The organism is Brevundimonas sp. TWP2-3-4b1, assembly GCF_049897665.1.
In the GTDB taxonomy this organism is placed as follows: Bacteria; Pseudomonadota; Alphaproteobacteria; order Caulobacterales; family Caulobacteraceae; genus Brevundimonas; species Brevundimonas subvibrioides_B.
In genome coordinates this window covers 40,088-53,872 of the sequence record NZ_JAFCWQ010000007.1, presented here as the reverse complement: position 1 = coordinate 53,872, position 13,785 = coordinate 40,088, and the positions used below count along the sequence as shown (strand labels likewise).

Here is a 13,785-nt window from a genome sequence, read left to right as displayed (position 1 = left end):
TCCGCCGACCTGTCGCCGTTCGTCGGGGTCATGGATGATCCCGTCGCCACCGCCGCGCTAATGAGAGCCGAAACCGCCAGAGCCCGACGCATGGGCGCGGCTGTGTTCGATCCGCTGACGCAGGGCCTGCTGGCCGAGTCCGCAGAAGAGTGCGACGCGGCGGCGGATCGGCTCGTCGCCTGCGACGATCCGACCGGCGACCAGGCCGCGTCTCAGGCGTTCAGTGTCTGGGGTGGCAGACCTGATGAGGACGAATGAAATGCTTGGCGAAACCTTGGCCTTCCTGCACCGGCATAACCGCGTGGTTCTGACCAGCCTCGCTGGCCTTTCGCTGACCCTTCTGTTCTAGGGCCAGTCCGGTCGGGTCGGCAGCGGCCCCTCGCCAAGGCGCACGACGTCGCGCAGCGCCTGGCGATAATCGGCCCATGCCTCGGGCACGGCGATGCCCCGCTCGACACAGCGCAGAATGGTGACGTCGGAAGCAGTGAGAGCGATGCAGGCTAGCGTCACGACATCAACAGTCGGCAGATGCACGGCAGGCAGCGGTTGGACCTCCCACGCCTCGGCTTCGTTATCCCAGGTCACGGTGTGTGTTGCCGGATCATGGGGTGGCAGGCTCGGCGCAGCTGCAATCCCGAGCAGGGTCAGGATCGCCGGATCTGCATTTTCCAGACCGGTGTAGCCTTCGCCGTTGTCGGCAAAGGCGCTGAACGGCAGAGCGGCGGGCGAGGAGCCGTTGTGTCGATAGAGGGTCATGCGTCAGGGTCTCCATCCCAGTATTCGACGAAAATCTGACCTCCGCCGCCGAGCTGATCAACCGTATAGCCATGATAGGTGATGTCGCTAAAGGGCATAGCGGCACCCGGTCGCCCAAATTGGCTGAACTTTGCTCCTCCGTCGTCGTCGCTTGTCCCGCCCATGATCAAAGTGTCCGCATCAGATCGGTCACCAGCGGACGACCCGCCGTAGTTATTGGCCGTAACTGGGCCGCCAGACCCTTGAGTCGCCGACCGAGTGAAAAACTGACCGGTGCTAACCGCGCCAGATTGCCCACCGCTTCGGGTCACGTCTCCAATGCAGTTGGCCGCTTGGCCGCTATTGTTGGTCGCGTTGCTGTCGATCCCAACGGTTCCTTTAGCCGCCTTCAAGACGACCGCCGAGCCTGTAACGCGTGTCACCGTGGTGTCTGCGGAAGGCGTTCCGGAGCTTCTGGCAGGCATTGCGACAGTGAAGGTTTCTCCGGCCGTCACGGTAACCTTTGCACGAGCATAGGCACCGTTTCCGCCGCCTGAGTAAGTCGTGCCGCCTCCTCCAGGTCCGACGCCACGCCACACAGCGAATGCCGCGCCGGTCGGGACCGTTTCAGTCACCGACACGGCCGCGCTCGCGCTCCAAGTCCTGCGGAGGACGATCTTCGCGCCACCGGCGGCAGGGCGGCCGACGCTTTGGATTGGCGATGCACCCCCTCCGATCTGATCCATTACAGGGTGCTCCGCGACGTGCCGGACACCATCAGGTCGATACTCGATGCGGCAGATGCACGGGCGCGAACCTTCCAGCCGGTCGGTAGCTTGAAGGTCTCAGGGCCGATGATGTTAACCGCTTTGCCCGACGCGACGGCGACGTTCTTCGCCAGATGCAGGACCGTGGTCCCATCAGTCGCCACCACATCTACGTTCGCGGAGGCCGAGGCGTGGACGTTCGCCGCGCGGATGAACTGGATCGACCAGTCCGTGTTCGATGGCACGGCTGATCCGACGTCGGCCAGCGTGGTCGAAAGCGCGGCGGTGCCATAAACGATTGCAACAGAGGGCATGGGTCAGGCTCCAAAAAACCAGAGGTCGGCGGTGTTCGTAAGGAGGGCCGAAGCGTCAGCCAGCGTCAGCAGCGACCGGCCATATGTCGTGGTGGTCAGGGCTGCGATGGCTGCGAGATCGGCGTCATAGGCCTGGACATCCGTCCCGACGACGAGGCCCAGCAGTCCCCGCATCGCGGCATAGTTGGCGGCCGAGATCAGCGATCGCCCATTGGCCGTGGCGTCCGTGATGTCCGCGACTGCGATCGCCAGGGCGTCGGCGGACTTGCGATAGCGCCCGTCGCCGGCCGCGCGGTCGAGGAGATCGGTCGATGACGCCGCGCCGATCGGCAGGCCTTCGGTCAGGGTCTTGGTGTTCGCACCACCCCAGAGCGGCACGCGGCTCGCGGCATGGGTGGCCGGCCCCAGCACGTCGCCGGAGCCCGCGCCGGCCGGACCTTGCGGACCGGTTGCACCCTGTGGGCCGGTTGCCCCCATCGCACCCGTTGTGCCGGTTGCGCCTGTCGGACCCGTCGGACCTTGCGGACCGGTGTCGCCCGTGTCGCCCTTGATCCCCTGAGGCCCGGTCGGTCCCGTCGGGCCGCTTAGACCTGTCGCGCCGGTCGGACCTTGGGCGCCAGTCAGACCAGTCGGGCCAGCGTCACCGGTATCGCCTTTGACGCCCTGCGGCCCTTGGGAGCCGGTCAGTCCGGTCGGACCTTGGGTGCCGGTCGCCCCGGTCGCGCCCGTGTCGCCGGTATCACCTTTGGCTCCGGTCGGACCCGTCGGTCCTGTCGCGCCGATCGGGCCTGTGGCGCCTGTAGGACCGGAGCCCCCCTGCGGCCCGACCAGGCTGGCGCGTAGGGGCCATATCGTCCCCGTCGCCGCCTTCGGCCCGTAGATCGCGCCGTTGACGTAGTCCAGCGCCAGTTCGTCGACTTCACCAAAGACGGAATCCGGCGCCCCCGCGCTCAACACCCCCATCAAGGGAGAAGACCATGAGTGAGAACCTCGCTGCCGAACTGACGCGCATCCGTGATCGTTTCCTGATGGCAACGCCGGACAAGGATCATACAGATTACGCGATCATCACGCGCTGTATCGCTGCCCTCTCCCCCAGCGAGCAGCCGGAGCCTGTGGCTTGTCCTTCACTGGAACAGGTCGCTCGCGTCGTTGACCCCGACGCATGGGAGCATGTGGACGCCTGCCACGAGCGCATGAAGGTCTGCGGGCCGTCCGAGCTAGAGGCCCTTCGCACGGTCGTGGACAGGCGGCTTCGCGAAAGCGGGAGCATCACCACGGCTGAACAGATCGTCGCCCTCTACCCCCAACCCAGCAAGCAGACCGGCGTCGCGGCCATCGCGCAAATCATCAAGGCCGAACTGGTCTTCTGCCTGACGAGCGAGCCGGACGCATCGGTCGAAATCGAAAACGCTGAAGAGGTGGCCCGCGCCATCCTCGCTGCCCTCTCTACGACTGAGGTGGCGGGGTGAGCGTCCTTTGCCAGATCGGCCTGCACCGCAAACGGTGGCGCTCATTTGAGGGTGCTGACCACACAGGGGTCGATGCCTACCTGTGCTGCACGCGATGCACGCTGCGGACTGAACAGCACGTCGAGTGCCACGAAGTGACCCCGGAAATCCGTAGGATGCTGGACGGCGAATGGGATGCCGGTCGGCTGACACGAAAGGCCATTGTCCTATGACCACCCCCACACCTACAGGGTCGGCTCCCGATCAGCCCTCCGCACAGACGGGGGAGGGCGGGGGTCTCATCGCGCGACTAGAAGCGGCTGGGGTGGGGTCGCGGGAGTTGGACGCGGCGGTCTGGGCGGCGGTCAACGGCTACGAGTTGTTCGAGCACGACGGAGCGGGCTGGCGTTACCGGATGCACGCGACCGACATCATGCGCCACGAACGGACGGGCTACATATCGCCCTACACCACCTCCCTAGACGCCGCCCTGTCTCTGGCAGAGCGGGTGGGTTTCGGAGACTGTTTCGATATTCAGATCAGGCCCGGCACGGCGCGCGTCCAGCGTTTCGACGGGCTGATGGGCGTTGGGCGCACGACTGAAGACTGCGCTACCGCCCCGCTGGCCCTATGCGCCGCCATCCTCAAAGCCACAGGTGACCGATGACCGATCAAACACGCGGTGGGCACGAAGCCCCCTTGGGCGCAGTCTCCTCAAATGTCGCAAAACCGAACACGTTCGCTGAACGTGTAAAGGAAACGGCGAAAACCGAACACGTCTCCGATGAACTGGCGATGGCCGTAGAGCTTGCGGAGATTGCCGCCGAAGAGTTGGAATGCGCCAGCGAAGAAATAGGCGAACCGGCGCTCCGGCAAGCCGCTGCGATCCGTCTCATCCTCTCCCGCCTAGCCTCTCAGGAAGAGACGATCAGGGCGGATGGGGAGTGCTTGGCGTGGTATGGCGAGCGAGCCCGTCTTGCGCGCCTCATCCACGGCGAAGGTGACTTCGGCCGACACGCCCTTGCGGCAGACGGCGGCCAGAAAGCCCGCGCCCGCCTCGCCGCCAGACAAGAAGGAGCCACCCAATGACCGACGCCATCAAACCCGAGAGCGGGGAGGCTGTGGCTTGGGCTTCGGAGTGGCAGGGGGTCGGCGGCTTGGCCCGAGCTTTCCATCCGACCGAGGAAGAAGCTGACGACAGTGCTAGGTGGATGTTCGGCCGCGCCTTCCCCCTCTACGCCCAGCCCGTAAGGATGCCGACGCGGGAGCAGGTGGAGGCTGTCATTGCGCCGATGGTTCGGTCCGTGACGTCATCTTCGATGTTCACGAACGACGAGCGCGATAGTTACTCACGCCGCCAATCGGATCGCATCCTCGCCCTGTTCCATCCCGGCGACACCCCGGAAGGAGAGGCGAAGTGACCACCCCTGATCCCGTGGCGCTGGTGGAGCGGTTGCGCGAGACGACACCTGTTGACTCGTGGGACGAAAGTGCGGGCGAGATACCTCGAAACCGCGACGGTCCCGAAGCCGCCGCCGTCATCCAGGCTCAGGCTGCAAGGATCGCAGAGTTGGAGGGGGGCTGAAACCGTTCGCGCTGGCTATGGCGACACTGTCGTCACGGTGGCTTGACCACGAGACCCTTTGGAACACGGCATTACCGTATCCGATCGCCGTTCGTGACCTTCGCCAAGCCCGCTCCCTTCTATCAGAGGTGACGAAATGACTGCGCTGGAGAAGGCGATTGAGGCCGCTGGCGATGTCGCTGCGACGATGGACGATGGGCTCGCGGCCGAGGCCTGTCCAAAGCGCGCCCGACCGACGACGTCGAGCGCCTCCACGACGCCGACCGATCAGACATCATCTGGACCGACGACGACCTGACCGGGATTCTGGCGCAGGCAGGCGAGGAAGTGGGCTGGGCTATCAGGTTCGCCGCCGAGACCGGCCTTCGCCTCGGGGATCTGATCCGCGTCCCGTGGGGCGCCGTGGGCCTTCAGGGAATCGTCTGGAAGACCGGCAAGAAGAAGCGACAGGTCGTTGTCCCCCTCACGCCAGCCGCGAAGGCCCTCATCAAGGAAATGCCAAAGCGCGCCCTCACGGTGCTGGCGAACAGCCGGGGCGAGCCGTGGACCGAGGGCGGGCTCAAGCACATGATCCGAGAGGCCAGGATTGCCGCCGGGATCACCGGCCTGCGCCTTCACGACCTCAGAGGGACCGCCGCAACCCGCCTGTTCCTCGCGGGCTCGCCGAAGCGCGACATCGCCACGATCATGGCGTGGAAAGAGGAGACCGTGGACAGCCTTTTGACAAAGTATGTGAGCGGCGACGCGGTGGCCCTTGACCTCCTGTCGCGAATGAACCAGAAACCCGCTCCGCAAACCGATCACAAACCGGTTCCGGCGGCGAACACCTAAGTGTTTGAATATAAAGTGCGCGCCCTTAGCTCAGTTGGTTAGAGCATCTGACTTTTAATCAGAGGGTCCTCGGTTCGAGCCCGAGAGGGCGTACCATCTTATCTTTTGCGGGTGGCTGACGCTTGCGACGCGGTCGCTCGCTGCTTGAACCACAAGTGTTCTCCTTGCTTTCATGATCGATCCGTCGGCCGCGTGGACTTCGTGCGGGTCGCCGGTATGGTGCGGCACCATTCGGGGAGGACGGGCATGCGGAACATCGGGATCATGGCGGCTTCGGTCGCGCTCATCGGGCTGACGGCCTGCAACCAGACCGAAGGCAAGGCCGACGCCGGTCCGGCTCCAACCCAGGCCGCTGCGCCGCAGCCCAGTCAGATGATGCAGGAGACCTTCGTCGACTGCACCTGGGGCGAGACGCAAGGGTCTGGCCTGTCGGTCTGGAGCTATGCCTGTCCCCAGGCCGGCAATACCCACATGGTCCATGACGCGAGCCTGCCGGGCTTCGCGCTGGAAGGGACCTACGACGGCCAGACCACGCGCAGCCCGACGATTATCGTGTTCAAGAAGGCCGCCGACGCGCCGATCGACGCCGTACTGGCCGAGATCCGGACCAAGTCGCCGGGGCCGCATACGGCCCAGTGCGTGCTGGCCCGCCCGACCTATGACGGCGTGGCCGAGGGCCTCTATCATCTGGTTCCGCCCGAGCCGATCATGGCCCGGTGGGAGGCCTTCTCCTCCGGCGACGGCAACAGCGAGCCGATGGATCCGCCCTGCGGGGATCTGGGCGAGCAGATGTCGGGCGATCACGTCTTCTATGTGCAGGACGGCGATCCGACGACCGTGCTGTGGGTCAATTTCGGCAGCGAGATCCAGCCGTTCACAGCTGAGTCGATCCGGCCGTTGAACGCGGGCTAGGTTTTGGTGCCGTTGCGTCGCGTCCTCCTCTCTATCTCGGTTCTGGCCCTGCTGGGCGGCTGTTCGACCGCGCGGCAGGTGGGGGCCGGCTTCGGCGATGCGGTGACGTCGCCGCTGGTCGACCTGAACGTGCGTCGGGACCAGATCCCGACCGTGTTGCTGCAGGCCCAGGCCAATCCGTATGACCGGCGCAATCTGAACCAGTGCACGACCATCGGGGCCGAGGTGGCGCGGCTGGATGAGGCTTTGGGCCCTGACCGGGACGAGCCGCCGGCGCCCGACAGTCCGACCCTGAATGAACGGACCCAGGACGCGCTGGCGGAGGCGATGCTGGCTGCGATCCGAGACGCGACGACGGACTTCATTCCGTACCGCAGCTGGGTGCGGCAGCTGACCGGGGCCCAGGCGCGGTCGAAGGCGGTTCAGGACGCGGTCGAGGCCGGGCGGCTGAGGCGGGCCTTCCTGAAGGGGCTGGGCATGCGGGCCGACTGTTCGCCGCCGGCCTCGCCCGCCTGGTTCCGGCCGACGGGGCGGTCGCAACGGTAGCTAGCGGCCGGGGCGGCGCTTGTCGGTCCGATCTCCTCTGATCTGCACCGCGCCATCCTTCGAGAAGGCTTCGAACGACGGCTTGTCGATGTTGCGGAACTCGCCGGTGCGGTCCCAGTCCCAGTCGAAGGAGATGCGCTCGCCCTTGTGAGCGAACTTGGCGGACCAGTGGGCGAAGCAGGAATATTTGTCGCCGCCGATGATGATGACATGGCGATGCAGCGCGGTCTCGTTGCCGTCCGGGCGGGGCGGTTCCTCGAGATAGGTGTTGTAGGCGTGGAAGCCTGACTTCTCGATCCGCATGTCAGTTCGACGTGTGGCGGGCGTGGAAGTCGCGGCGGAACTGGTCGAAGCGGCCGTGCTGGATGGCGTCGCGCATGGCGGCGGTCAGGGCCTGGAAGAAGGCGATGTTGTGCCAGCTGAGCAGGATCTTGCCGAGGATTTCGTCGGCGCGGATCAGGTGATGCAGATAGGCTTTTGAATACCGGGAGGAGGGGCCGTCGATCGTCGGATCCAGCGGGTCCTGATCCTCGGCGAAGCGGGCGTTCTTCAGGTTCATCGGGCCGTCCCAGGTCCAGGCCTGGCCGTGGCGGCCGGCCCGTGTGGGCAGGACGCAGTCGAACATGTCGACGCCGCGCCAGACTGCCTCGACCAGGTCGATCGGCTTGCCGACGCCCATCAGATAGCGGGGGCGGTCGGCGGGCAGCATGTCGGGAGCGTAGTCGAGAACCTCGCACATGGCCGTGTGGCCTTCGCCGACCGCGAGGCCGCCGATGGCGTAGCCGTCGAAGCCGATCTCCCGGAGCTGGTCCGACGACTGGCGGCGCAGGTCCTCGAAGGTGGAACCCTGCTGGATACCGAACAGGGCCTGGGTCTCGCGCGGACCGAAGGCGGCTTTCGAGCGGGCGCCCCAGCGGATGCTGAGTTCCATGGCGGCTTTCGCGGCGGGTTTCTCGGCCGGCCAGGCGACGCACTGGTCGAGCTGCATCGAGATGTCGGCGCCGATGCGGTCGGCCTGGATCTCGATCGAACGCTCGGGCGACAGGACGTGTTTGGAGCCGTCGATGTGGCTGGCGAAGGTGACGGCGTCTTCCTTCACCTTCGAGATGCCGGCCAGGGACATGACCTGGAAGCCGCCAGAATCGGTCAGGATCGGCTTGTCCCAGCCCATGAATTTGTGGAGGCCTCCCAGACGCTCCATCCGTTCGGGGCCGGGGCGCAGCATCAGGTGGTAGGTGTTGCCCAGGATGATGTCGGCGCCGGTCGCCTTGACCTGTTCGACGGTCATCGCCTTGACCGTGGCGGCGGTGCCGACCGGCATGAAGGCGGGGGTGCCGATGTCGCCACGCGCGGTCTTGAGCACGCCGGTGCGGGCGCGGCCTTCGGTGGCGGAAATCTCGAACGGGAAGGGCAAGGGCGGGTCTCGGTAACGGGAGGCGCGTCTTAGAGCGGAGGCGTGGCCTTGGGAAGGCGGCGCGGCGGACTGCAAAACACCGTCCGAAGCGTCCGAAGCGGTCGAAGCGTCCGGGTCGGCGCGACTCTAAAACGGAGTCGATAAAGTCGACAGAGTCTACATCGGGGGCGGTGTGCGAACGGCGATGTCAAAGATCGGTGGCAGTGTCGCACGGTTTTGGGGGGCGCCTGCGATAAAGGCTTTGAACAGAGCCGGGCCCTGATTTGAAAGGCGGATTCCGGGGATCCGTTGATGGGTATGGGGCCATTCCTTCTCCCCTTGCGGGAAACGGTGGCAGCCGAAGGCTGACGGATGAGGGGTCAGGCGGACCCTCGGAGTAATTGAGACAGGGATGATGTCTGGCGTCGGTGTCACCCCTCACCCGAGCGCGCCAGAACGACGGCTGTGCCGCCGTGCGCGATCTCCCTCTCCCGCAGGGGGAGAGGGACGCTAGGGGCGAGCAGGCCTTACCGGCGCCAGTTTCCTGCGTTGTCGCGCCAGCGCCAGGGGCGTGCCGTCGGCGGCCCAGACGGTGGCTTCGTCGACGGTCCAGCCGGAGCCGAAGTCGAGCATGCGCAACTCGAAGAAGGCCCAGCCGTCGGGGCAGTGCCCGAGCGTCGGGTCGGTGAGGATGTCGTAGCGGAGATCGACCGTGGCCATGCCCAGCGGCTTGTCGATGGCGGTCCAGACCGGCGGATACAGCGCGTCCAGCAGGTAGCAGAGGCCGATGACGTCGCGCGGGCCGCCGTGGCGGATCTTCATCCAGCAGCGCTCGATGACGGGGAGGCCGGGGACCGGCTGAAGGATGTGGGGGCCGGTCTCGAAGCGATAGTCGACGTGCTGGGAGAAGCGCGGGGCCATCGGGCCTTCGAGGTCGCGGCCGGTCTGGAGCGCGCCGAGCGGAGGCAGGGCGGCCAGCGGGGTCAGGGCCGGGCCGGGGACGTCGTCGCCGAAGGTGGCGGCGGCGTGGTTGGTCAGGCGGTCCTGGCCCTCACTGTCCTTCTGGGTGACGTCGACCTGGGCGAAGGCAGCGCTGCGGCCGCCGCGCAGCAGCCGGGGCGTGAAGTGGATCGGCTGACCGAAGCGGGCCGGGGTCATGTACTGGACCGACAGGCTGCGCAGGGGGGGCGGTGATGCCGAGGCCCTGCTGCATCGCGGAGGCGCACAGGGCCGCGATCAGGCCGCCGAACGGGAAGCCGGTCTCCGGCGGGGCGTTAAGCCGACCGTTGGAGAAGTCGCCGTGCAGGTCGGCGCTGAGCGCGCCGTCGTCGCCGGGCGCGAGGGTCAGGGCTTCGGCGAGGGTCTGTTCAGGCATCGTCGGTCTTTCCATCTACCTCCGTGCACCCGGGCGAAGGCCGGGGTCCACGGTGAAAAGGAGGCGGGCGGCAAACAGGTCGCCGCCCGCACAGTTCAGGAATGCAGGAACGCCGCGAGGGCTGCTCGCCCCGCCCGTAGCCAAACAAGACTGACTTACTGCGTTCCTTTTGGCAACCCTCTTGCCAAACCGCTGACGCGACGTCACCTTCGTGTCATGGGACGCACAGCCGACTATTCTCGCCAGAGCTGCTCGATAGCCGCGACGCTCGAGGTCATCGGCGATCCGTGGACGCTGCTGGTCATCCGCGACGCCTTCCAGGGCGTGAAACGGTTCGAACAGTGGCAGGAGCGGCTGGGCGTGGCCCGCAACGTCCTGGCAGCGCGGCTGAAAACCCTGGTGCAGCACGGGGTGCTGGAGCCGCGGCTGTATTCGGAGCGGCCGCCGAGGAACGAGTATGTCCTGACCGCCAAGGGCAAGGATCTGTCCGACGTGCTGGTCACCCTGCACGGCTGGGGGGCAAAGCATGTCTATGGCGAGGAGACAGCGGGATTCGACATGATCCACGCGACCTGTGGCCACTCCCTGCAGCCCCGCCTGGCCTGCAGCTGCTGCGGCGAGCTGGTGAACCGGCGCGACATCAAGCTGACCCGCGTCGAGAACTGTCCGACGGTCGGGGAGATCATGCCCAGGGAAACGGCGGCGGAAGAGGCGGCGTGAGCCAGCCACCGGTCACCCTGATCGGCAATCCGGTCTCGCCCTATGTGCGCAAGATCATGGCGATCTGCGCGGTGAAGGGGATCGAGGTCGCCATCGATCCAATCACTCCGTTCCGGGGCGACGAGCGTTTTTCGAAGATCAGCCCCTTGCGGCGCATCCCGGTGTGAATCGAGGGCGATCTGACGCTGTGCGACAGCAGTATCATCGCCCAGTATATCGAGGACACCCGGCCCACGCCGTCGGTGCTGCCGACCGATCCGAAGGACCGGGCGAGGGCGCGCTGGATCGAGGAATACGCCGACACCCGGCTGTTCGACGTGCTGGGCTGGAAGCTGTTCTTCCAGCTGGCGATCAAGCCGCGCATCCTGAAGGAAGAGATCGACCGAGATGCGGTCGAGAAGGCGAAGACGGTCGAGATCCCGGAGACGTTCGATTATCTGGAGAGCGTGACGCCCGGGACCGGCTTTCTGTTCGGCGCGACGGCCGGACTGGCGGACTTCAGCCTGGCGCCCGCCTTCCTGAACGCGCGCGTGGTCGGGGTCGAGGTCGACGCCGGGCGCTGGCCGAAGCTGGCGGGCTGGCTGGGACGGGTCGAGCGGGAGACGCCGCTGGCCAGGCTGAACGATGTGGCCATGGCCTTCATGACGACGAAGGTGGCGGACCAGCCGGCCATGATGGCCGAGCATGGCTATGTACTGGCGGACCGGTCGCATGACGGCGGGCGGGCCATGCGCGGGCCGATGTCGCCGACCTAGGCTTCAGCCTTTGAAGTGATTCGCGTGGCGGGTGATCAGGGGGATGACGATGTCCTCCTCGTCCTCGAGGTGGCGGGACAGCGACGGACCGGCCTTGTCCAGGGCGTCGGCGAGGCGGGCGGCGGCGTCGCTTGCCGTGGGCGCATGGCCGCTGACGCCTTGATGAAAGGCGAGGCCGGTCTGGAACAGGGTCTCCAGATGGCCGTGGATGACGTCGTGGTCGCGGTCCAGCAGGTCGATGCCGGCGCCGATGCGGGGCTCCACCTGTCTCATGGTCGGGAAATAGTGGTGGGTCTCGATACTGTGGTGGCCGTCGAGGTGCTGGAGGAACGACTGCAGCGTGGGGATCAGACGACGGTGCAGGTCGGGCAGGGCGAGGCTGCCCGAGCGCCACTGTGTGGTCAGGGCGTCCATCTGGGCGACCTCGCGGCGGAAGCCGGAGTGCATCTGGAGCCAGAAGCGGGCCATGGCCGCGACCTCATTGCCGTGCCAGCGGTCGCGGGGCAGGCCTTCGAGCAGGTAGCGGTACTGTTCGGGCAGGACTTGCCGGGTGGCGAGGTCGTCAGACAACGCAGGCGGTCGTCGACGCGATGAAGCCTCCGCCCAGCAGACGGTCGGGATCGGCGGGGTCGTAGAGGGCGCAGGCCTGGCCGGGGGCGACGCCTTCTTCCCCGGTCTCGAAGACGATCGAGATCGCCCCGTCCCGAAGCGTCAGACGGGCGGGCGAGGGCGGGCGGGTCGAGCGGACACGGGCGAGGACCGTGGCATGGGCTTCGGCTGCCGCTTCGATCGAGGCTTGGTCGCCCAGCCAGTTGGTCTCGTCGAGCGTCAGGGCGGCGGTCAGCAGGGCCTCGCGCGGGCCGACGATGACGCGGCGATTCTCGGGGTCCAGCTTCGTCACGAACAGGGGCTCGCCCACGGCGACGTTCAGGCCGCGGCGCTGGCCGATGGTGTAGTCGGTGATGCCTGCGTGAATTCCGAGAACGCGACCATCCATGTGCACGATCTCCCCGGCCTCGCGCCCCTGCGGACGCAGGCGGTCGATCAGGGTCCGGTAGTCGCCGGACGGGACAAAGCAGATGTCTTGGCTGTCGGGCTTGGCGGCGATCTTGAGACCCAGCGACTGGGCGACGCCGCGCACGGCGGGCTTTTCCAGACCGGCCAGCGGGAAGCGCAGGTAGTCGAGCTGGTCGCGCGTGGTGGCGAACAGGAAATAGGACTGGTCGCGCGAGGGGTCGATGGCCTTGCGCATCTGGGTCTGGCCATCGGCGGCGACGGCTCGCCCGACATAGTGGCCGGTCGCCATGGCGGCGGCGCCGAGGTCGCGGGCGACGTCGAGCAGGTCGCGGAACTTGACCGTCTGATTGCAGCGGATGCAGGGGACCGGCGTGCGGCCCTGCAGATAGTCGTCGGCGAACTGGTCGATGACGGCGTCACGGAAGCGGCTCTCGTAGTCGAGGACATAGTGGGGAATGCCCAGCATCTCGGCGGCCAGACGGGCGTCGAGGATGTCCTGACCCGCGCAGCAGGCGCCCTTCTTCTTCAGCGCCGCGCCGTGGTCGTAGAGTTGGAGGGTGACGCCGACGACGTCATAGCCGGCCTTGTGCAGCAATGCCGCGACGACGGTGGAGTCCACGCCTCCGGACATGGCCGCCACAATGCGTGAGCCGACCGGCAGGCCGACGGCCAGCCGTGCGCTCTCGACCGCCGCGTCGATGTCGACAGGGACGATGGTCGGGATCGGGCAGACGTCTTCGACCAGGCTCATGGCGCGCATATAGAGGCGATGGGAGACGATTTCGAGGCGTCAGCGGAGATGGGCGGACAGATCCATGGCGTCATGGAGCACCCGGAACACGATGATTGCGTCCCCATGGGCTCGAAACAGAAGAATGTGTCGGGGATTGCCAACCTGTTCGCCGGGCGGAACAAGCGCCTTGGCAGACCGCAGATGATACCAGCAGACGCCATGGGTTTCAGTCGAGCGGCGGATGCCGACATCGTTGTCATCTGCAGCAATCGCCGCGAGCGCTGCGTCGATCAGCCCTTCGTACCGAAGCGCCGCTGAAATTCCGAAGTCGCGAACGGACGATTCGATGATGTCGTCAATATCGGCAAGCGCCGGGTCGGTGAGGCCTACGGGCCTCAAGAGGCGGATCGCGCCAGTCGTCGTTGAGCGAGGAAGGCCTTCACGTCATCGACCATAATGAAATCGCCCCGCTCGAAGGCGTCGATGCCGAGCCGGGCTTCTCGATTGAAGGCCTGGACACGGTCGTCCATCGCAAACAGAGCGGCGGCGATGACTTCATCGGGATCGTTGAACTCACCGCTGCGCACGCGCGCGTCCACGAAGGCCTGAGCCTGATCGGACAGTTCGATGGTCAGGGTCGCCATGTGCTGA

General features: G+C 66.4%; 22 protein-coding genes and 1 tRNA gene. 13 read left to right on the top strand and 10 right to left on the bottom strand.

The genetic code is table 11. The features are described 5' to 3' along the window. Positions 1–90 precede the first annotated feature (90 nt). Positions 91–258, top strand: a complete 168-nt coding sequence (locus tag ACP7A5_RS07395) for a hypothetical protein (protein ID WP_426041315.1) — start codon at positions 91–93, stop codon at positions 256–258. An 87-nt stretch (positions 259–345) separates the two neighbouring features. Here ACP7A5_RS07395 and ACP7A5_RS07390 read toward each other — a convergent pair whose 3' ends face one another. The 3 genes from ACP7A5_RS07390 to ACP7A5_RS07380 form a co-directional block, all read right to left on the bottom strand. Continuing rightward, complete coding sequence (locus tag ACP7A5_RS07390) at positions 346–756, bottom strand: hypothetical protein (protein WP_426041314.1); 411 nt, start codon at positions 754–756, stop codon at positions 346–348. A 724-nt stretch (positions 757–1,480) separates the two neighbouring features. Continuing rightward, a complete protein-coding gene (locus tag ACP7A5_RS07385) occupies positions 1,481–1,816 on the bottom strand; it encodes a hypothetical protein (RefSeq protein WP_426041313.1) in 336 nt (111 codons plus the stop codon). A 3-nt stretch (positions 1,817–1,819) separates the two neighbouring features. Then, complete coding sequence (locus ACP7A5_RS07380; RefSeq protein WP_426041312.1) at positions 1,820–2,770, bottom strand: hypothetical protein; 951 nt, start codon at positions 2,768–2,770, stop codon at positions 1,820–1,822. Positions 2,771–2,793: 23 nt separating this feature from the next. Here ACP7A5_RS07380 and ACP7A5_RS07375 point away from each other — a divergent pair, with 23 nt between their 5' ends. The 9 genes from ACP7A5_RS07375 (at position 2,794) to ACP7A5_RS07335 (ending at position 7,141) form a co-directional block, all read left to right on the top strand. Beyond that, complete coding sequence (locus ACP7A5_RS07375) at positions 2,794–3,288, top strand: hypothetical protein (protein ID WP_426041311.1); 495 nt, start codon at positions 2,794–2,796, stop codon at positions 3,286–3,288. 208 nt (positions 3,289–3,496) lie between these two features. Then, on the top strand, positions 3,497–3,934 hold the full coding sequence (locus tag ACP7A5_RS07370) for a hypothetical protein (protein ID WP_426041310.1): 438 nt from the start codon (positions 3,497–3,499) through the stop codon (positions 3,932–3,934). Next, the gene (locus tag ACP7A5_RS07365) at positions 3,931–4,356 is read left to right on the top strand and encodes a hypothetical protein (RefSeq protein ID WP_426041309.1); all 426 of its coding nucleotides are present in this window, start codon (positions 3,931–3,933) and stop codon (positions 4,354–4,356) included. Before ACP7A5_RS07370 ends, ACP7A5_RS07365 begins: the two co-directional genes overlap by 4 nt. Beyond that, a complete protein-coding gene (locus ACP7A5_RS07360) occupies positions 4,353–4,688 on the top strand; it encodes a hypothetical protein (protein WP_426041308.1) in 336 nt (111 codons plus the stop codon). The genes ACP7A5_RS07365 and ACP7A5_RS07360 overlap by 4 nt, the downstream gene beginning before the upstream one ends. Beyond that, positions 4,685–4,852: a hypothetical protein gene (locus tag ACP7A5_RS07355; protein ID WP_426041307.1), complete on the top strand. Its 168-nt coding sequence runs from the start codon at positions 4,685–4,687 to the stop codon at positions 4,850–4,852. The genes ACP7A5_RS07360 and ACP7A5_RS07355 overlap by 4 nt, the downstream gene beginning before the upstream one ends. 327 nt (positions 4,853–5,179) lie before the next feature. After that, the gene (locus ACP7A5_RS07350) at positions 5,180–5,683 is read left to right on the top strand and encodes a tyrosine-type recombinase/integrase (protein ID WP_426041306.1); all 504 of its coding nucleotides are present in this window, start codon (positions 5,180–5,182) and stop codon (positions 5,681–5,683) included. Between the two features lie 19 nt (positions 5,684–5,702). Further along, a tRNA-Lys gene (locus ACP7A5_RS07345) sits at positions 5,703–5,779 on the top strand. A 150-nt stretch (positions 5,780–5,929) separates the two neighbouring features. Next, a complete protein-coding gene (locus ACP7A5_RS07340) occupies positions 5,930–6,595 on the top strand; it encodes a hypothetical protein (RefSeq protein WP_426041305.1) in 666 nt (221 codons plus the stop codon). Positions 6,596–6,607: 12 nt separating this feature from the next. Next, entirely contained in the window at positions 6,608–7,141 is a 534-nt protein-coding gene (locus ACP7A5_RS07335; RefSeq protein ID WP_303696815.1) for a hypothetical protein, read from the top strand. On the opposite strand, the gene ACP7A5_RS07330 is transcribed toward ACP7A5_RS07335, so the two are convergent. The 3 genes from ACP7A5_RS07330 to ACP7A5_RS07320 form a co-directional block, all read right to left on the bottom strand. Then, positions 7,142–7,444, bottom strand: coding sequence for a hypothetical protein (locus tag ACP7A5_RS07330; protein WP_426041304.1), 303 nt, complete (start codon positions 7,442–7,444; stop codon positions 7,142–7,144). It abuts the gene before it with no gap. A gap of 1 nt (position 7,445) precedes the next feature. Continuing rightward, positions 7,446–8,555, bottom strand: a complete 1,110-nt coding sequence (gene tgt / locus ACP7A5_RS07325; RefSeq protein WP_426041303.1) for a tRNA guanosine(34) transglycosylase Tgt — start codon at positions 8,553–8,555, stop codon at positions 7,446–7,448. 489 nt (positions 8,556–9,044) lie between these two features. Further along, complete coding sequence (locus tag ACP7A5_RS07320; protein ID WP_426041302.1) at positions 9,045–9,692, bottom strand: acyl-CoA thioesterase; 648 nt, start codon at positions 9,690–9,692, stop codon at positions 9,045–9,047. A gap of 433 nt (positions 9,693–10,125) precedes the next feature. Between ACP7A5_RS07320 and ACP7A5_RS07315 the strand changes: the two genes are divergently transcribed. From ACP7A5_RS07315 to ACP7A5_RS07305, 3 genes are all read left to right on the top strand, one after another. After that, entirely contained in the window at positions 10,126–10,629 is a 504-nt protein-coding gene (locus ACP7A5_RS07315) for a winged helix-turn-helix transcriptional regulator (protein WP_426041301.1), read from the top strand. Further along, positions 10,626–10,796 (top strand): glutathione S-transferase N-terminal domain-containing protein, encoded by a 171-nt coding sequence (locus ACP7A5_RS07310; protein ID WP_426041300.1) that lies wholly within the window; start codon positions 10,626–10,628, stop codon positions 10,794–10,796. The genes ACP7A5_RS07315 and ACP7A5_RS07310 overlap by 4 nt, the downstream gene beginning before the upstream one ends. A 75-nt stretch (positions 10,797–10,871) precedes the next feature. Further along, positions 10,872–11,384 (top strand): glutathione S-transferase family protein, encoded by a 513-nt coding sequence (locus ACP7A5_RS07305; protein WP_426041299.1) that lies wholly within the window; start codon positions 10,872–10,874, stop codon positions 11,382–11,384. Between the two features lie 3 nt (positions 11,385–11,387). On the opposite strand, the gene ACP7A5_RS07300 is transcribed toward ACP7A5_RS07305, so the two are convergent. Genes ACP7A5_RS07300 through ACP7A5_RS07285 form a run of 4 tightly spaced genes read right to left on the bottom strand, consistent with a single transcriptional unit; the run spans position 11,388 to position 13,778 of the window. Further along, entirely contained in the window at positions 11,388–11,954 is a 567-nt protein-coding gene (locus ACP7A5_RS07300) for a hemerythrin domain-containing protein (protein ID WP_426041298.1), read from the bottom strand. Continuing rightward, positions 11,947–13,152, bottom strand: a complete 1,206-nt coding sequence (gene mnmA, locus ACP7A5_RS07295; protein WP_426041297.1) for a tRNA 2-thiouridine(34) synthase MnmA — start codon at positions 13,150–13,152, stop codon at positions 11,947–11,949. Before mnmA ends, ACP7A5_RS07300 begins: the two co-directional genes overlap by 8 nt. 39 nt (positions 13,153–13,191) lie before the next feature. Further along, complete coding sequence (locus tag ACP7A5_RS07290; protein WP_426041296.1) at positions 13,192–13,533, bottom strand: type II toxin-antitoxin system RelE/ParE family toxin; 342 nt, start codon at positions 13,531–13,533, stop codon at positions 13,192–13,194. After that, on the bottom strand, positions 13,530–13,778 hold the full coding sequence (locus ACP7A5_RS07285) for a ribbon-helix-helix domain-containing protein (protein WP_426041295.1): 249 nt from the start codon (positions 13,776–13,778) through the stop codon (positions 13,530–13,532). The genes ACP7A5_RS07290 and ACP7A5_RS07285 overlap by 4 nt, the downstream gene beginning before the upstream one ends. Positions 13,779–13,785 lie beyond the last annotated feature (7 nt).